The organism is Bacillus cereus group sp. BfR-BA-01379 (assembly GCF_022663605.1).
Taxonomy (GTDB): domain Bacteria; phylum Bacillota; class Bacilli; order Bacillales; family Bacillaceae_G; genus Bacillus_A; species Bacillus_A mobilis.
The window spans coordinates 81,427-99,735 of record NZ_JAKUFT010000009.1 but is presented as its reverse complement, the minus strand read 5'-3'; the positions used below and the strand labels follow the sequence as shown (position 1 = coordinate 99,735).

The following is an 18,309-nucleotide window of genomic DNA, read 5'->3' as shown; positions in this document are numbered from 1 at the left end:
CATCCAAGGACCAGAAGGAGCCGAAGGACCTACTGGTCCTCAAGGTGTGCAAGGGCTTCAAGGGCCAGAAGGAATCGAAGGGCCCACTGGACCTCAAGGTGTGCAAGGCATGCAAGGACTTAAAGGACCAGAAGGGCCGACTGGACCTCAAGGTGTGCAAGGTATTCAGGGGCCAGAAGGACCACCAGGGCCGACTGGCGATTGTGAGTGTCCACCGGGTCCTACTGGGCCGACTGGACCAACCGGACCTACTGGACCTGCATGTAATTTCCTTGTTTATGTTACAAACGCAGGTGTTATAGATGATCCAACAGATGATACAGTATCTGTAATCAACACCGGAACAAATACAGTTGTTGCTACAATTACTGTAGATAATGCACCGCTCGAAGTAACAGTCTCACCAAATGGTACTCGCGCTTATGTTACTAATATTTTTTCTAATACCGTTTCTGTTATTAATACTGCCACTAATATAGTTGTCGCTACCATCCCTGTTGGATCTAATCCAATCGGTGTAGCTGTTTCTCCAAATAACACAACTGTTTATGTTGGAAATCACGGTAATAATACAGTTTCTGTTATTAATGCTGGTACTAACACTGTCATTGATACCATTCCTGTTGGCAATGCTCCGCAAGGAATCACTGTTTCTCCAAATGGAGCCTTTGCATATGTTGCAAACGAATTAAGCAACACAATCTCTGTTATTAATACTGCTACTAATACAGTTAGCGCTACCATTCCTGTTGGCATTCGCCCTAGGATAATCGTATTTACACTAGATGGTACTCGCGCGTATGTCACAAATCAAAATAGCAATACGGTTTCTGTTATTGACACTGCTACTAATTCCGTAATTAATACAATTAACGTAGGGATTGAACCGGTTGGTATAGATATTACACCCGATGGCACTCGTATTTACGTTGTAAATAAAGTTAGTAATAATGTATCAGTAATAAGCGTGGCGACAAATACTGTAATTGATACAATTCCTGTTGCTTTATCGCCAGATCAAGTAACCATCATACCAAATGGCACTCGTGCCTATGTTACAAACCAAGCTAGTAATACTGTTTCTGTTATCAATACTGCTACTAATACGGTTATAGATACGGTTCCAGTAGGTGTTGCTCCAACTGGTATAGCAACCGGAACTATTTGTGAATAAAATAAAAAAACAGAGAGTCAAAAATATGTCTCTCTGTTTTTTGCGTTCCTTAAAAACTTCATATTCATAGTAGCCCCTCTTGTATGAAATGAAGTAACTGATTAACTTTACGAACTTGAAAAACAGTCAGAAATTATACATATCAAGCTCTAATCTTATTTTCTAACCTTCTAAAATTCCTTTACAAAATAAAAAAGCAGCTGTTAAGCTACTTTACATTCGTTTTATCCCCAAGAGAAATGATATATATATTCTCCCGTTACACTTTGGTTAATTCCAATAATTCTAGCAAACCTCATTAAGTCCGCACCCTGAAGAAAATACATTGCAAGCGTCACTGGTACTTGTGACCACATGAATTGATAAAACTCCTCGACTCTCTGGTTAGTTGAAACAATTAGATCATTTACAGGCCCTTGATTCCATACAGAAGTTCTAACTGAATTAAACGGAAGATCTTTCCCATTAACCACTATTCGCGCCATACTTTGAGTTATGTCCACAACAATTCCCTCCATCATTACAAAAATTAGACCTGTGTATTTACTCCTTTTGTTATAAATATTCTTTACTTTCATAAATGTCTAAGGCAAATCTCCATTTTTCGATTCTGTTCAAATGAATTTATTTATTACAGTAAAAACAAATGAAATTTTAATATTACTCTCCCTCAAATTTCGTATTATTTAGATATTCCATGCTCTTATTCGCTTTTAAAACCCGGTATGCAAAATTGCATATCTTATTATCTCGATATCACTTTATTAACTGCAATTTAATAAGAATCCATTTAAACCCCTTGATAAATAAGCTTTTGTAAATTAATTCCTTATTCAAAAATCCAATCAATTACCCTTAAACACTATATCCGAATATTTATATTGGAATTTCTTGTTGTATACACATCTATCTTTTTCATGTATTATGTACGAGAAGGGTAAGGTAAGAGTTACTCTTTGCCATTTTAGGAAAGGTCCTGTTGGAAACAACAGGACCTTTTTTCGTATTATTATCATTTAGTGGGTGTAGATCCATTGCAGTTACCTCCTCTTAGAAAGTATTCCATGATTACCAAACTCAATAGGAACCACAAAATCCATGGCACTCAAGCACCGTTACTGAATATATAAAATGAATTGGTATTTTCGTCATTTTTGCGGATCAGCTTTACAATAGCCATTGTGTATGAACATCGGTTTTTCTAGCATCTAGTACACCTCCTTAAAAATGCAGGATTTCCCTTTCCAATATCGAATTGGTAATGTTTAGAAAGGGGGTGTAACATGGCGGAAATTAAAGTGGGACTTACACAATTTTTAGACTTCACACTGAAAAGCAGTGCAGCTAAAACAAATTTTGTAAAGAATCTAAAATCTCAACCTGAATATCACCCGGTTTTTGATTACTGGAAACAATTACGAGAAACTATTATTAAATTTCATAAAAACGAACTACCTTTTGACTGTTTTGAAACATTAGTACAAACTGTTGACCAGAAGAAAAAGCAAAACTACATTGATGTTATAAAGCAGTACAAAAAATTTATTAAAAACAAAGAAGTCTCTTGGTTTGATCCAGGTAAATCACATTGGTTATCAGATAATTTAATCGTCCGCTCATCACCTGAACTCGGTTTGCTCATTAATGATGAGCCATATCTTATTAAACTGTTTTTCAAAGGAAAGAAAGAGCGAATTGATAAATATAACATCAACTCAACACTGACATTATTAAATGAATCAACATTTTCAAATAAATATAACGATGTGAATTATACGGTCCTTAACATCCAAAAGAACAGAATGTATACGAATAACTCTATTAATAATGATCATTTAATAGCTCTTGAATCAGAAGCCCACCAACTTTCTTATTTATGGAATAAGGTGTAAAGGGGTACAGGTATCTATTTTAATACCTTATTCATGCGTAATTTGGGCACAACTTTCACAAATCCAATTCGTTTTTTTAAGTGTCGCTCACCTTCTTGTTTCTCACAAACAATGTAAGGTGGGCGTTTTTTTAACACAGTTTCTTTACCCATTTCAACATCCTAATTCCCCCTTCTGAAAGAATAATATAATATTTTTTTACCAGATCTACATTCCCCCTGACTCCTTAACCACTAGATAATTCCTAAGTTGTTCTTACAATCCCTTTTGCGCTCCACATCATGTTTTTTCTTCCACTATATACAGTACAGCAATTCCCCCTCTTGTTAGTCACGTTTCTTTCACACACATTACTTTATTTGGTTGTGATTATTGCTGGGACTCAGCTAACTCCGCCCTAATCTCTTCTCTCACAACTTCACGAATAAGTTCTTATAACGATTCCTCTAAATTCATACATGCATCCCCTACATCTATTTTTGAATTTCCTGCTTGTTGTTTCATTCACTCATAAAATTTATGAGTAATGATCATCCACCGTTTCCCTTTCTTAAGTACTTGAAAGAGATTACTTGTTTTATCCGTCATTACATTACAGGCGCTTCATAAACATCTGAGGAAAAGAACGTTATAGCAATGGCTATCATGAATACAATTTGATCCACCCTACTTATACCTTATAATTCAGAAGTTTGACACAGCTCATGAAAAAGCTTATAAAGAAAAGTAAGGTTCCTAATATTCGTTTCTATGATCTAAAAGATTACAAGTAAACGTTTAGTAGGTATCACACTGGAAACTAATTGAGATATTGTACCAGGAATTTAAGAAACTACGGTGGATCAATTTGCAAACGAATTATTCAGAAAGAAAACTCTCGTTAGAAGTTTTCGTTTCACAGCAAATACACCAACTAATCAACCTAAAATATTAATAGTGAAAAAGGAGAAACAAATCATGAAAGAAATCAAATCAGAACAGGAATTCAAAGACATCATCGCAAGTGAGGAGCCAGTAGTTGTTAAGTTCTTTACTACATGGTGCCCAGATTGCGTACGTATGGACAATTTTATCGGAGATGTAATGGAAGAGTTCAATAAGTTTGAATGGTATTCTATTAATAAAGATGAGTTCCCAAGTATCGCTGAAGAGTATCAAGTAATGGGTATTCCAAGTTTACTTGTATATCAAAATGGCGAGAAGCTAGGTCACTTACATAGCGCTAACGCAAAAACTGAAGAGCAAGTTACTGAGTTTTTAGAAGCATACTAAAATAAAGACCCTCTGAAAAATATTTTCTAGAGGGTTTTTATTTTGCCCAATCACCTTTCAGCAGTGCAGTATACTGATTCATCATAATACATGTATCCTTTCACCTATCCCCTCGATTAAAATCGCGTTTACACCCTAACTTTGCACTTTACAACATATTTTTCCTTCACGAAACTTTGTTATCCCCTTCTTAAAAAGCTAAAAAACGTCAACAATGTTTGTATAGACCCACACGAGTTTCGTTTGGTACTCTATTTATAGAAAGAAATTCCTTGTAGAAAGGTGAGTGATTAAAATGGATACTCTTTCTCATAAAGAAGCTGATAAAGGTGCGATTGTCAGCATTATGGCCTACATATTTTTATCCTCTATGAAAATCATCATCAGTTATATTACCCTCTCTAGCGCATTACGTGCTGACGGTTTAAATAACTTAACGGATATCGGTGCTTCTTTAGCGATATTAATTGGTCTAAAAATCTCTCGTAAGCCTCGTGACCCAGATCATCCTTATGGGCATTCGCGCGCAGAACAAATTGCATCACTTGTTGCTTCTTTTATTATGGCAACGGTCGGATTAGAGGTTGTTATTAGTGCCATTCAATCTTTTTTCAATCCGAAACAAGCAGCGCCTAACGTACTTGCTGCATGGGTAGCCTTATTTTCTGCTGTCGTTATGTACTTTGTGTATTTGTATACGAAAAAGATTGCAGCGCGCACAAAAAGTAAATCATTAGAAGCCGCTGCGAAGGATAATTTATCAGATGCTCTCGTAAGTATCGGTACAGTAGTAGGTATTGTCGGTTCGCAGTTCCAAATGCCTATTTTAGATCCTATTGCCGCTTTACTTGTCGGCCTTATTATTTGTAAAACTGCATGGGAAATTTTCGTAGAAGCTTCTCATATGTTAACGGATGGAATCGATCCAGATAAGATGGAAGAGTACGCTGGTGCTATTGAACATATTGGCGGCGTGGAAAACATCGTAGACATACGCGCGCGTATGTACGGGAATCAAACGTACGTTGATATTACAATCGAGGTAGATGCTCGTATGGATGTTGGTGAAAGTCATTGTATTACTGACAACATCGAGGCTATGCTTCGGAAAAAGTTTGGCATTTACCATGCACACATTCATGTTGAACCAATGAAAAAAGAACCTATTATGACATAGGTTCTTTTTTCATGAACGTTTTATGAAATATAACACATAAAACGAGCCAGCTACCGCCAGCTGCCCATCCTGCTAATATGTCAGATGGATAGTGCACGCCAAGGTATATTCGGCTAACTGAAATAGATAATACAACAAAGCTCGCTATAAAAATAATCAACAATTTTTTATGCAATGTAATTCGTTCTTCAGTAATGGTGACGTATGCAATAAATCCTAAAAAAGCAGTAGCATTCATCGTATGACCGCTCGGAAAACTATATCCAGTTGCCGTAACAAGCTGCGTTACATCAGGTCTTGCTCGTTCGTACCATAGTTTAAGCATACTGTTTAAATAACGAGATCCATAATAATTAATTGTTAGAAGTAATGCACTAAGCAATTTTTTTCTAACGAGAAAATACATTACAAGAATAATGAGCAACGGAAAATATATTCTTTTGGAACCGATAAAAGACACCCACGTAAAATAGGCTGTCAAATAATCGTTTCGAAAACTTTGAATAAAATGCGCGACTATATTGTCAAATTTCTCAATACAAGCGGTATGATACGAAAGTGATAATACGACAAAACAAATGAGTAGCGTAAAACTTAACAAGTATAAATGTCGATATCGTTTCACATACATAACCTCACTATGCAAAAAAATGGAGCGGTTGTTTTAGTTTTCCTCTCCATTTCTTTTTTATGCATAGTTTATTAAAAAATATAATTGTTAATTTTTTCTTTCATTGCTGGAATATCTTCATTCGTTACTGTAAAGCGAATCACTTTCTCGTCAAGATCAAGCGCTTCTGCAAATAAACCTGCTAATCCGCGAGATTTTCTGTCTACTTCCATAATAATCTCTAGTCGATTGTAGGCGCTTGGCAAGATTAATAATTCTAGTTCATCTAATTTCCCATAATACTCTCCGGAAACCGGAACAAACTCAAATTCTTGCGCAAATGGAACTTGCTTACGTAATCGATACGGTAATTCTTCACATTCTATATGACGCGCTTTAAAACCTAATTGTTGTACACTCTCTAACACACTATTTAATAGTGCATTTGGCAACACTTGAATGTAATCACGATCACTTGGATCTATACTGCGTTTAATATCAAGTCCTGTATGCACCCAAACTGTTTTCATTCCAAGCGTAAGCGGCGTTTCCACTGGCATTACAAATGAAAATGGAATTTCTTTTTTTTCATTCGGCTCAACAGAAAAAGGTTCTGTTAAACGAACTCGCTCTAAATCATATGTTGCTGTTACTTTTTTATCATCCACTTCTCGTACATACGATGTTGATAACGTTAAGTAAATGCTTTCAATTTGTTGGCTAACTGAACCACCAGTTATATGAACCTTACCTAGTATCTCTTCTCCAACAATATACTCATCTTTTTCAAGAACTGTATCTACTTTTGCATTACCAATACCAACGCTTGCTAAAAACTTTTGAAACATGGATCCTCCATCCTTTCTAAAGCAAAAGCTACATCTTTTTTTAAATCTTGTACATTCTCATAGTACGGCGTTTTTATTTGTAACATTCGCATAAGCATTTCACGGTTATAATTTTCTAAAGTTAATTCGTCATACCATGGTTTTTCATGTTTTTCATTAGATTCATAGCCTGCATATAATAAAAATAATGAGAAATGACCAAGCGCATAAAAATCACTACGAAAGTGAACTTCTCGCATCAAAGCTTGTTCACCTTCATAAGTTGTAGCTCGTTCATCACCCTCACCCTTCAATTTAGCTAATCCAAAATCAATAATACTAATTTTATTTTCTTTCATTAATATATTTGGAATGCGTAAATCTCGGTGAATAATACCTTCACTATGAAACACCGATACAATTTCTAATATTTCATATAAAATTTTAAAAACTTCACGTTCTGTATATACATGCCCATCCAAGAAAATATAATCTTCGAAATTTTTACCAGGCATATACTCCATCACAAAAAAGCTTTTTTTCTCCCATACGAAATGATCATATAAACTAGGAATTGCATGATGATTTAATGTTTGTAAAATCATTTTCTCTTGTTCAAATGATTTTCTCCCAGACTCATATCTTTGTTTACTTTGCCTTAATTGTTTTAAGACTTTATATCTATTTATTTGTAAGTCATTAACGACATATGTAACCCCATAACTGCCCATTCCAATTACTGATTCAATTTTATAACGTTCTGCAACGATTGTATTTTTTCGCAGTGGTCTATCAAATAAAGCTAGTATACGACGCCATTTCATCAGCTACTTGAAAAGAAGCTACGGCTTTTACGCTTTCTTTTATAATGCTGATGCCCATAACCAGATGAACGTCGTTTATAATCGCTACTTGAATAAGAGCGACCTCTATGGCGATAATCACTACTAGAATACGAACGATATTTTTTCCTACCTAATAAAGAATCAATAATTTTTTTGAACATCCCTTCACCTCTTGAGTAAAATTTTCTTTTAATTATACCAACTATTACCGACTTTATTTGTGACAAGTTTGTAAAGAGTAAAAAACGACGAGTTAAGCCCGTCGTTACTTTCACTCATCCTCTTCATCAAACACTTCATCAATCATACATTTCTCTAATAAGTACTCGAATGTAATGTCTGCGAGATCTTCAATTTCTTCTCGTTTTGGGACGTATCCTCTTTCAATTAGTTGCTCATAAAAAAACTCCGCAATCTCTTCCGTATCAATTACGACTTCAATTTCCTTCATGAGCATCACTCCTTTATTTCTGTTTTATGAAAAAATCTCAAAAATATGTATATGAGATTAGAAAAATAGTTTTTCTTTTTTTATAGGTCATATCCTTTGGACGAGATGCATACGATGGTAGTACAAGCTATCAAAAAGGGGGATTTAATTATGGAATATCAATATGAGGTAGAACAAGAAGTAGGGCAAACAAAAGAAGAGTTCATGCATGAAGATCAATGGGCAGACTCTCTTATTAAATGGCTTTTTATTTTTTTAATAATTGTAGGCATACCTTATACTGCATATGTTGTTGTTCAATTCATTCTCTCTTTCTAGTTAACTATTTTTTCTCTGTCAATTTAACTAAATAATTATGAACAACATCCATAACAATTTTGTATTCTTCATCTTTAAATGTATCAAATAACAATTGATAATCGTTATAAATATCAAGTAATCCATCAATGATTTCTTGACGATTTGTCTTAACACTCACTTTTTTTGAGTTGTTAATTGACTTTAATTTTCCTAAATCTAATTTATTCATACCAGCTTTATCTTGTTTCATTTTCTTCAAAATTGCATTTGCCGTTTGAGCATTGGCAAGTAGCGTTAAATCTGATTCATCTGCTTCTAACCATTCACCATCAGTAATTCGTGACAATTCGTATATTGTATCTTCCCATGCGTCATTTTTATATCTCCATACTTCTGTACGAAAACCAACAATTCGAAACACATCTTTATCGTATCCTGTTACTTGCACGAGATCACCAAATGTGAAATTATAATTTAATTCAATCCACTCAGTTTCACCTTTTTTCATATCTTGCTCTGAAACGTGCTGCAACGTTTGCTCTACGTAAAAGCCATCGTGATTATTGACTTCATAAACGTAAACTCCATCTAACACCTTCATATTTGTGATTTTACCAACGGTTCCATATAGCGTAATCACGACTATGTCCCCTACGTTATATTTAGGTTGCTTTTTCCTTGCCATCTATATCTCTCCTTTTTTTGACGTCGTGATTTTGATAACAGTATATGCAACCTACATAAAAACGCTTATCACAGAAGCGTATATTCATAAATTTTTTCAATAAAAAATATCACCATATGAATTTTTTTTGCAACGTAAAAAAAGCTAGTAAATAGACTAGCTTTACATTATCTCTCTTGTATGTATAAATCCCAAGCTTCATCAAATATAGACATACTTTCTAGCATTCCACTTAATTCTAAGTATGAACTAATTTCATCGTAATCTTCAGATTGCTTCGGAAAGCTTAAATCATCGTACATTGCCTCTGCTAAATTCGAAATTTCATTACTAAATAGAGCGGCACGATGCTTCATCATATAGTGGTAAAATGTCTTTTTCAAAAATATTCCCTACCTTTCTAACTTGGATACATTATACAAGGCAAAAAAGAAAAAAACCAGCATAAAAGCTGGTTAAAAGTCGAAATAATTTCTTTTTAATAGACGTGGTCTTCCCATTAATTCTTCATATGTTAGTTGTTTTGGTAAATCTTTCGTATAAATTAGAAACAATTGATCTTCTATTTCTTTCACTGTTTGATCAGCTTGATAGTCCATACCACATGAGGAACAAGAAATGCATGGTGTCTCTTGGATTTCAATGGCTTTCGTACCATCTGGCAATTCCCAATATACAGTATTCAAGCTTTCTTTCGCTTCTGTACTGTCACACCACATACAATTCATACTGCATCACCCTCATTTTTTTTGTCGTTTTCTTCTAATTTAGCCATTTGCGATTGGTACTTTTTATCTTTCAGTTGATCGCGCTTATCACGTTTATCTTTTAGTGATGCATGAGTGTCATTATCTTCATAGTCTTTACGACGGTTCATACGCTGTAAGTCGTCTGGAACAAGGTTAAATTTCTTGTCACTCATAAGACCTGCGATACCAACATCTGAACGTTTTTCTTCGTAGTTTGGATAGATTTCTTTAAAGTACCCTTCTGCTCTTCCTGGGATATAGCTCTCTGGTTCTGGGTACGTTGTAATAACGCCTTCAAAGTTACGAAGTACAACTTTATCCGCACTTTGCGAAATTAAATAGTTTGGTTGAAGCGCAATTTTTCCGCCTCCTCCTGGTGCATCAACAACGAATGTTGGAACTGCATAACCAGACGTATGACCGCGTAAACCTTCAATAATTTCCAGACCTTTAGATACCGGTGCACGGAAATGACCAATACCTTCAGATAAATCACATTGATAAATGTAGTATGGGCGTACACGGATTTTTACTAAGTCATGCATAAGTTTTTTCATAATTGGAACGCTGTCGTTAATACCAGCTAAAATTACTGCTTGGTTTCCGATTGGAACACCAGCATTCGCTAGCATTTCACATGCTTTTTTCGACTCTTCTGTAATTTCAATAGAAGTATTGAAATGTGTATTTAACCATACTGGATGATATTTTTTAATAATGTTACATAAGTTTTCTGTAATACGCTGCGGGAATACTACCGGCGCTCTCGTTCCGATACGAATAATCTCGACATGCGGAATCTCTCGTAAATTTTTTAATACATATTCTAAAATTTTATCGTTAATAAGAAGACCGTCACCACCAGAAATTAATACATCTCGTACTTGTGGTGTATCACGAATGTAACCAATTGCATCATCTAATTGTTTCTTTGGCACACCCATTCCAATTTGTCCACTAAAACGACGGCGTGTACAGTAACGACAATACATAGAACATTGATTCGTTACTAAGAATAATACGCGGTCAGGATAACGATGTGTTAACCCTGGAACTGGTGAATCTTCATCTTCATGAAGCGGATCTTCTAAATCATATTTTGTTTTATATAACTCTTCCGAGATCGGTACAGATTGCATCCGAATCGGACAGCGTGGGTCATCAGGATTCATTAGCCAAGCATAGTACGGTGTAATATTTAACGGGATCGTTTTTGTTGAAATTTTAACGCCTTCTTCTTCGTCAGGTGTTAAATTAATCACTTTCTTTAAGTCATCCAAAGTTTTGATCGTATTCGTTAATTGCCAAACCCAGTCATTCCATTGTTCTTCAGTAACATCCTTCCACAACTCGATATCTTTCCAGTGACGATTTGGTTTGTATACATCATGTAACATTGCTATTCCCCCTTTTTATACGCTCATCCTTTATATAAGCAATAGTTATGCCAACTTTACATTATTGATAAGTAAATGTACGGAGAACGCTATTACATAAGCAAAAAAATATTTTTAAGCACTGTATGAAATCCATACATACTATCATATTCATTACTTTTTATATATGTAAACGCTCTTTTATTGGTGCAAACACACAAAAACCGCCAATTATTCGGCGGTTTTGTCGTACTTACTCAGTTTATATTGCAGCGTTTGGCGAGGGATACCTAACATTTTTGCAGCTTGCAGTATATTCCCTTCCGTTTCAATTAACGCTTGATCTATTAATTCTTTTTCCGTTTGATGAAGTGCTTCTCTAAGAGGCAATATGCTCTTCTTCTTCGGAAGACTCTCTTTCCGAAATGTACGCGGTAAACAATTAGCTGTTAATGTATTACCTTCTGCAATTATGACAGCATGTTCAATCGTATGTTTTAGCTCACGAACATTTCCAGGCCATTGGTAAGCTTCTAGTCTTCCTTTCGCTTCCTTATCCATTTGAAGTACACCTTTTTTATAACTTTTATTATATTCTTTCAAAAAATAAGACGCTAATAATGATACATCCTCAGTTCTTTCACGGAGCGGCGGAATATATAATGAAAAGACATTTAATCGATAATATAAATCAGTGCGAATTTTATTCTCTTTTAAACATATTTCTGGTGGCTGATTCATTGCGGTAATAACGCGAACGTCTACTTTTCTCGTCTTATTATCACCAATACGACGAATAACGCCATCTTCTAATACACGTAGCATTTTCGCTTGTAAATCGAGTGGCATTGAATTCAGTTCATCTAAAAACAATGTCCCTCCATCTACCAGTTCAAATAATCCCGCTCGTTCAATTGCCCCTGTATAGCTACCTTTCGTCGTTCCAAACAATAAACTTTCTAATAGCGACTCTGGCAAAGCTGCGCAGTTTTGTGCAATAAACGGCTTGTTCTTCCGTTTAGAAGCTTCATGAATCGCTTGTACAAATAACTCTTTCCCTGTTCCTGTTTCCCCATATATTAAAACATTTGCATCCGTTGGGGCTACTTTTTGTGCTAATTCTTTCGTCTGTTTAAACCGAGCATCATTCGTCACAATCGTCTCAAATGCAACATGCTTTTTAATTGCTTTTTTTCTAGATGACCGCTTTATTTTCGACTGCAAATCGACAATTGTATCCGTAAGTTTTTGAACTGTGGAATAATCCTTAGCAATTTCAACAGCCCCAGCAATATTTCCATCTATAAAAATAGGTAACGTCGTATTTACTGTACAAATGTCTTCTCCATTTAAATTTTGATAATGTTGCACTTGATGAACGATTGGCTTTTTTGTATCTAACACTTTCATCAACGTACTTGTTTCCCTAGATAAAGAAGGAAACGCTTCTAATAAATGTTTACCTAACACTTTTTCAATTTTTGACCCATCGTGTTTTGCAGCTACAGAATTATAAAAAATTGTAATACCATTTTCATCTACTGCGTGTATAGCCTCATCAATACTGCCCAAAATCGCTTCAATGACTTCTTGTGTTGAAACTGCTAGCAATGTCATCCCCCCTTTTGCCGAAAATTCAGCAATCACGTGCCGAATTTCCGGCATACCTATATGCGATTATAAGCATGACGATTCCGTTCTATTTTTATACCGTACTATTTAGACAAATCTTTCACCCATATATTCATATCTTCCAGCTTATCAAAAATGTAGCAATTGTTCGCCAGTCTTCCTGTATACGTATAACCTAACTGATGAAAGGCCGCATTCATTCCGAAAGAAAGTGATCGAGCAATTGTATAAGAGCAGAAAATCGATTTTTCTTGCAGTTCTTCTTCTAACTTAATTAGTAAACTTTTCATAAACCCATGCTTACGATATTCAGGTAACGTAGCACAATTCGTTAATTCTGCATTCGCTTCTTTTATATTCATTTCTGCAGATGCTGTACTAATTATTTTCCCCTCGAATTCATACACATAGTATATTGTATCGTCTTCTTTCATCGTTTGTTTTACATAACTTGCTTCGTTTAAAGGAGTCGGATAAACTTCAAATACTTTTCCAAAGACACCAGCTAATTCTTCCGCATCCTCTTCTGTCGCTTTTCTTAATAGAAATTTCTCTGGGACTATTTTTTCCTTTACTTCTTTTGCTTTAACACCGCTTAAAATGATATCTTCCTCAGCCCAATGAATACTATTTCGTCTTTCATCATTAATAAATTTCACGAAGAAGTATGCATCATGACCTTGAAAATAATGCGGTATTGTTGCTTCCAATAAAAAACCGAAAGAGAGCCATGTAGAAACATGCTCTCCCTTTCCTTTAATAATACATTTAGTGAAAGAATGCTTCTCTGCTAATTCGTCAATTGTTTGTATAATCCTCTCAATATTTCCTGTGTAGTGGTCTACTCGAATACGTTTATTAAAATAGTCTAAAACGCCTTCTACTGTATAGCCATTCGTCTGTTCTCTAAAAGATTCATAGTATTTCATTTTTTCACCTCACACCAATCTAGTAATGTACATGCAATAACTTTTGCGGCAGCTATCATTTTATCAACTTCTATATATTCGTTTGGATAGTGTGCTACTTTCGTCTCTCCTGGACCAAATACTATCGTTGGTACACCTGCGATTTGTGTAAATAAACCACCATCAGTCCCCCAAGGAGACGCTTCAATAATTGGTTTGTTCCCTTCGATTTCAACAAAGTTATGCTCGAGTGTCGTAATTAACTCATGATTTTCTTCTAGTTCACCAGGAACCCATCTCGCTCCAAACCATTCTACTTCTACAGGATTTTCAACAAACCAATTGTCCACATCATTTAATTCAGCGATCCAATTCTCGAACTCTTCTTTCGCTGCCTCTATAGTCTCATTCGGCGCAATACCACATCTTCCTTCTAAAATTAACGAATCCGGAACAGAACTTGGCCAGCTCCCGCCTTCAATTTTTCCAATATTAATTGGAATTGGAATCGGGATTCCTTTAAATAATGGATCTGTAATTCGATCATTTCTCTTCTCTTCCAATTTTCTCAAATGATCTACAACAAACATACTTTTTTCAATTGCACTTACTCCTTCATAACGCGTTCCACCGTGTGCGGCTTTACCTTTCACATGTAGACGAAACCACATGGACCCTTGTTGTTTCGGAAAAAACTTCATATTTGTCGGTTCTGGAATAATGACACCATCTGCTTTATATCCTCGTAATATAGTCGCTAATGTTCCTGCCCCGCCACTTTCTTCTTCTATTACACTTTGAAAATAAATATCTCCTTTTAATTCAATACCAGATTCAATAATGGCTTCCATCGCAAGCATTAGTGCGACATTTCCGCCTTTCATATCTGTTGTTCCTCGACCATATATACGATTCCCTATTTGCTCACCACTATAAGGATGATGATCCCACTGATTCACATCTCCCTCTGGTACGACATCAATATGTCCATTTAATATCATAGATTTTCCGTCGCCACTCCCTTTTAACGTTGCCACTATATTCGGGCTATCTGAAAAACTTGTACGCGGTGATACAAAATAAGGATGATCTTTCATTTTAGAAAAGGAAGGTTCCCAAATATCAAGATCTAAACCTAGCTCACGTAATTTTTCAATCACAATTGCCTGCGCACCACTTTCATCACCAGATACGCTTTTTTCTTGAATTAATCGTTTTAAAAATTTTACGCTTTCCTCTTCATGACTCTCGATATAATCACAAATTTTCTTTTTTAATTGCTCCATATATTACATCTCCCCTCATTCAATTACTAGTAAGTTAGAGCCAATTTTGAAATCAGCTTCTGTATGTTGTTTTATATCTTCCACTGTGTATGGGCTCATTAATTCTTGTAAAATGAGTCCATCCTGCGTCACTTCCATAACTGCCATATCCGTAATAATTAAATCTACACATTTCTTTGAAGTTAATGGTAATGTACATTCCGAAACTATTTTTGCATTTCCGTATTTATCAACATGATTCATCACAACAACGACCCGCTTCGCTTTTTGTGCCAAATCCATCGCTCCCCCAATACCTGGAACGCGTTTTCCTGGTACAATCCAGTTTGCTAAATCACCATTCTCACTTACTTGTAATGAACCAAGAATCGTTATGTCTAATAAACCTTTTCGAATCATCCCAAACGCTGTACAACTATCAAAATAACTCGCTCCTGTAATAAGAGAAGTCGGTAAACCTGCTGCATTACATAAATTTTCGTCTTCATTCCCTTTGCTTGGCGTAGGTCCCATACCTACAATTCCATTTTCAGCATGAAACATAACGTTTATATCGTCAGGAAGATGATTCGGTACAAGCGATGGTATGCCAATACCTAAATTTACAATCATGCCATTCTGTATTTCTTTCGCCGCACGCCTAGCAATCTTATCTCTCACTTCTACGCCCATACCCATTTCCAATTCACTCCTTCCGACGGTACGATATAATTTACAAATACTCCTGGGACAACAATTTCTTCTGGATCTAAACTTCCAAGTGGAACGATCTCCTCTGCTTCTACAATCGTTATATCCCCTGCCATTGCTACGTGAGGGTTCATGTTACGTGCGCTTTTATCAAACACAAGATTACCAAACGGATCCGCTTTTTTCGCATATACAATTGCAACCTCAGCAGTTAATGCTGTTTCAACTAAATATGTCTTACCATTCATTTCAACTGTACGTTTTCCCTCTTCTACAATCGTATCAACACCTACATCAACTAATACGCCTCCAAGTCCTACACCACCAGCGCGAATACGCTCTGCTAATGTTCCTTGAGGGGAAAACTCGATTTGTAACCTTCCTTCGTTTAGCTGTCTTCCTGCATTTGGATTTGAACCAATATGTGAAGTAACTAATGATTTTACTCTTTCATTCGTAACAAGTCGACCGATTCCTACATCAGGAAATCCCGTGTCATTTCCTATTAAATTTAAATTTGTAACTCCTTTTTCTAAAATCGCCTGTATTAAAGATGGAGGGGATCCAATCCCCCCAAATCCTCCAAACATTAATGTCATATCATCGTGGAACAAAGAAATTACTTCCTCTATCTCTTTTAATTTATCGAATGTATTCGTAATAGTTGTCATGCGATACTATGCCCTCCTTTTTGCATCATTTCTTCTACACTTTTTGCAAAAATTGAAAGTAATTCATCTAACTCGGAATATGTAGTTGTCATCGGCGGTGCTACAAGCAGTGCACTATCTTCCTTTCCTGCTTGCCCTGAAACAGCTTGGTATAAAAGAAGACCATTTTTAGCTGCAACCGAAATAAGTTCCGAAGCCTTTGTAAACGGTTGCAATTCTACTCCAATCAGCAAACCTTTTCCGCGCACATCAGCAATGATTGTCGATTGTTGCTGAACTTTTTGTAGTCCTTTTATTAAATACTCTCCCTTTTCTGCTGTTTTTTCAGGTAGGTTATGTTTTTCCATATATTCAATAACAGCTAGAGCTGTTGCTGCTGATAATGGATTTGCACTTAACGTATGCCCACTCATAACTGAACGTGATCCTCGTAATATTGGCTCCATAACACGGTCACTTACAATGGTCGCTGCCATCGGTGTATATCCAGCTCCTAAACCTTTACCAAGAGTCATAATATCCGGTTCTACACCCCAATGCTCCATTGCAAACCATGCACCAGTGCGACCAAGGCCAGTCATTACTTCATCGGCAATAAATAAAATATCGTAATGACTACAAATATCTTTAATAACTTTATAATATTCTTTCGGCGGAACGACTGCACCTCCAGCAGCTCCGATAATCGGTTCAGCGATAAAAGCTGCGATATGTTCTGCACCAATTCTTTCAATTGATCTTTCTAGTTCAGTCGCACAAGCAAGCTGACAAGTTGGATATACTTTTTGCACCGGACATCTAAAACAATATGGAGCTGGAATAGTTGGATAATCTTCTAGAATTGACACGAAACGTTGTCTGCGCAGTGGATGCCCAGACATTGATAAGGCTCCCATCGTAATACCGTGATAACTCATCCATCGTGACAAAATTTTATGTTTCCCTTGAATACCTCGCTCCTGAAAATGCTGGATTGCAATTTTCATAGCTGTTTCATTTGCTTCCGTACCACTATTCACAAAAAAGCTCCAGTTCAAATCTCCTACACTTAAATCGCTTAATTTCTTCGCTAATTTTTCAGCTGGTTCACTCGTAAACTGTGATCTATAAACGAAAGCAATCTCCTCTGCTTGCTTTTTGATAACGTCCGCAATCTCCTTTACGCCATGCCCAATACCTGCCGTAATTGCCCCTGACGAACCATCAAAATATTTATTTCCGTTTTGATCATACAAATACACACCTTTTCCATGTGAAATCATTGGATACGGCTGACCAACAAGTGGTTTAATTAAGTAATCGCGCATAGCGCTCCCCCATTTCTCCAATTTGTATATATATATGAAGAAAATTGACGTTTCTTTCATAAAAAAGAACCCTCTGCGAAAGCAGTGATTTTATCAAAAAACTATTATAAAATATACAAATGAGTGCTTAATATTAATTCAGAAAACAGAAAATTCAGAACTTAATTCGAAGACTAACCCTTATCTATACGCTCAACTACCCCTCTCTTATATAAGATTAACGCTTCACTAAATACTTTCCTAACATAATGCCAGCTTCCCTCAAATGCCGACATTGTGTAAACTTCGACGAAACTCCCTTTAAACTCCTTCCTATTCTCCTACTTTATATTGCATATTTTCAAACAAATCTCGACAATTATTCCCACTAAATGCATAGCAATTATTTTAAAGAAACCAAGATTTCACATACATCCCCATCCGTTTTATACAATAAAAAAAGAACCGATTAACCACA

22 protein-coding genes are annotated in these 18,309 nt (G+C 35.8%); 5 read left to right on the top strand and 17 right to left on the bottom strand.

Features of this window, described 5'->3' with window-relative positions; genetic code table 11:
- Positions 1 to 1,174, top strand: a 1,174-nt coding sequence (locus tag MR113_RS05820) for a YVTN family beta-propeller repeat protein (RefSeq protein ID WP_242252190.1), incomplete at its 5' end; no start/stop codon positions are given.
- Positions 1,175 to 1,398: 224 nt separating this feature from the next.
- Here the strand turns inward: MR113_RS05820 and MR113_RS05815 are convergent.
- Positions 1,399 to 1,752 carry a hypothetical protein gene (locus MR113_RS05815; protein WP_242252188.1) on the bottom strand — a complete coding sequence of 118 codons (354 nt, stop codon included), beginning with the start codon at positions 1,750 to 1,752 and terminating at the stop codon, positions 1,399 to 1,401.
- Positions 1,753 to 2,457: 705 nt separating this feature from the next.
- On the opposite strand from MR113_RS05815, the gene MR113_RS05810 reads away from it, so the two are divergent.
- Positions 2,458 to 3,066 (top strand): hypothetical protein, encoded by a 609-nt coding sequence (locus MR113_RS05810; RefSeq protein ID WP_242252186.1) that lies wholly within the window; start codon positions 2,458 to 2,460, stop codon positions 3,064 to 3,066.
- 14 nt (positions 3,067 to 3,080) lie between these two features.
- Here the strand turns inward: MR113_RS05810 and MR113_RS05805 are convergent, their stop codons facing one another.
- Positions 3,081 to 3,218 (bottom strand): hypothetical protein, encoded by a 138-nt coding sequence (locus MR113_RS05805; RefSeq protein ID WP_242252185.1) that lies wholly within the window; start codon positions 3,216 to 3,218, stop codon positions 3,081 to 3,083.
- A gap of 805 nt (positions 3,219 to 4,023) precedes the next feature.
- Between MR113_RS05805 and MR113_RS05800 the strand changes: the two genes are divergently transcribed.
- Entirely contained in the window at positions 4,024 to 4,338 is a 315-nt protein-coding gene (locus MR113_RS05800) for a thioredoxin family protein (protein WP_000658777.1), read from the top strand.
- Between the two features lie 295 nt (positions 4,339 to 4,633).
- Positions 4,634 to 5,515 carry a cation diffusion facilitator family transporter gene (locus MR113_RS05795; RefSeq protein ID WP_242252184.1) on the top strand — a complete coding sequence of 294 codons (882 nt, stop codon included), beginning with the start codon at positions 4,634 to 4,636 and terminating at the stop codon, positions 5,513 to 5,515.
- On the opposite strand, the gene MR113_RS05790 is transcribed toward MR113_RS05795, so the two are convergent.
- From MR113_RS05790 to MR113_RS05770, 5 genes are all read right to left on the bottom strand, one after another.
- Positions 5,505 to 6,140, bottom strand: a complete 636-nt coding sequence (locus MR113_RS05790; protein ID WP_033656043.1) for a phosphatase PAP2 family protein — start codon at positions 6,138 to 6,140, stop codon at positions 5,505 to 5,507. The two genes, MR113_RS05795 and MR113_RS05790, sit on opposite strands and share 11 nt — an antisense overlap.
- 77 nt (positions 6,141 to 6,217) lie before the next feature.
- Positions 6,218 to 6,973: a sporulation protein gene (locus MR113_RS05785; protein ID WP_242252182.1), complete on the bottom strand. Its 756-nt coding sequence runs from the start codon at positions 6,971 to 6,973 to the stop codon at positions 6,218 to 6,220.
- Positions 6,955 to 7,776: a serine/threonine protein kinase gene (locus MR113_RS05780; RefSeq protein WP_242252180.1), complete on the bottom strand. Its 822-nt coding sequence runs from the start codon at positions 7,774 to 7,776 to the stop codon at positions 6,955 to 6,957. The genes MR113_RS05785 and MR113_RS05780 overlap by 19 nt, the downstream gene beginning before the upstream one ends.
- Complete coding sequence (locus MR113_RS05775; protein WP_000473374.1) at positions 7,776 to 7,958, bottom strand: hypothetical protein; 183 nt, start codon at positions 7,956 to 7,958, stop codon at positions 7,776 to 7,778. Before MR113_RS05775 ends, MR113_RS05780 begins: the two co-directional genes overlap by 1 nt.
- Before the next feature lie 110 nt (positions 7,959 to 8,068).
- Positions 8,069 to 8,248 carry a YozD family protein gene (locus MR113_RS05770; protein ID WP_000658451.1) on the bottom strand — a complete coding sequence of 60 codons (180 nt, stop codon included), beginning with the start codon at positions 8,246 to 8,248 and terminating at the stop codon, positions 8,069 to 8,071.
- A 150-nt stretch (positions 8,249 to 8,398) separates the two neighbouring features.
- On the opposite strand from MR113_RS05770, the gene MR113_RS05765 reads away from it, so the two are divergent.
- Entirely contained in the window at positions 8,399 to 8,566 is a 168-nt protein-coding gene (locus tag MR113_RS05765) for a DUF3930 family protein (protein WP_000456535.1), read from the top strand.
- Positions 8,567 to 8,570: 4 nt separating this feature from the next.
- Here the strand turns inward: MR113_RS05765 and MR113_RS05760 are convergent, their stop codons facing one another.
- From MR113_RS05760 to MR113_RS05715, 10 genes are all read right to left on the bottom strand, one after another.
- Positions 8,571 to 9,233: a hypothetical protein gene (locus MR113_RS05760; protein WP_000101496.1), complete on the bottom strand. Its 663-nt coding sequence runs from the start codon at positions 9,231 to 9,233 to the stop codon at positions 8,571 to 8,573.
- Positions 9,234 to 9,400: 167 nt separating this feature from the next.
- The gene (locus MR113_RS05755; RefSeq protein WP_000750725.1) at positions 9,401 to 9,616 is read right to left on the bottom strand and encodes a YozE family protein; all 216 of its coding nucleotides are present in this window, start codon (positions 9,614 to 9,616) and stop codon (positions 9,401 to 9,403) included.
- 72 nt (positions 9,617 to 9,688) lie between these two features.
- The gene (locus MR113_RS05750) at positions 9,689 to 9,961 is read right to left on the bottom strand and encodes a YokU family protein (RefSeq protein ID WP_000995761.1); all 273 of its coding nucleotides are present in this window, start codon (positions 9,959 to 9,961) and stop codon (positions 9,689 to 9,691) included.
- A complete protein-coding gene (gene kamA / locus MR113_RS05745) occupies positions 9,958 to 11,379 on the bottom strand; it encodes a lysine 2,3-aminomutase (RefSeq protein ID WP_097844565.1) in 1,422 nt (473 codons plus the stop codon). The genes MR113_RS05750 and kamA overlap by 4 nt, the downstream gene beginning before the upstream one ends.
- A 210-nt stretch (positions 11,380 to 11,589) precedes the next feature.
- Positions 11,590 to 12,975, bottom strand: a complete 1,386-nt coding sequence (rocR, locus tag MR113_RS05740) for an arginine utilization transcriptional regulator RocR (RefSeq protein WP_242252168.1) — start codon at positions 12,973 to 12,975, stop codon at positions 11,590 to 11,592.
- 98 nt (positions 12,976 to 13,073) lie between these two features.
- Positions 13,074 to 13,919: a putative beta-lysine N-acetyltransferase gene (gene ablB, locus MR113_RS05735; RefSeq protein WP_242252166.1), complete on the bottom strand. Its 846-nt coding sequence runs from the start codon at positions 13,917 to 13,919 to the stop codon at positions 13,074 to 13,076.
- On the bottom strand, positions 13,916 to 15,184 hold the full coding sequence (locus MR113_RS05730) for a peptidase (RefSeq protein WP_000436668.1): 1,269 nt from the start codon (positions 15,182 to 15,184) through the stop codon (positions 13,916 to 13,918). Before MR113_RS05730 ends, ablB begins: the two co-directional genes overlap by 4 nt.
- 15 nt (positions 15,185 to 15,199) lie before the next feature.
- A complete protein-coding gene (locus tag MR113_RS05725; RefSeq protein WP_000525280.1) occupies positions 15,200 to 15,862 on the bottom strand; it encodes a CoA transferase subunit B in 663 nt (220 codons plus the stop codon).
- Positions 15,847 to 16,545, bottom strand: coding sequence for an acetate CoA-transferase subunit alpha (gene atoD, locus MR113_RS05720; protein WP_242252154.1), 699 nt, complete (start codon positions 16,543 to 16,545; stop codon positions 15,847 to 15,849). Before atoD ends, MR113_RS05725 begins: the two co-directional genes overlap by 16 nt.
- Entirely contained in the window at positions 16,542 to 17,852 is a 1,311-nt protein-coding gene (locus MR113_RS05715; protein WP_001205889.1) for an aspartate aminotransferase family protein, read from the bottom strand. Before MR113_RS05715 ends, atoD begins: the two co-directional genes overlap by 4 nt.
- Positions 17,853 to 18,309: the final 457 nt, after the last annotated feature.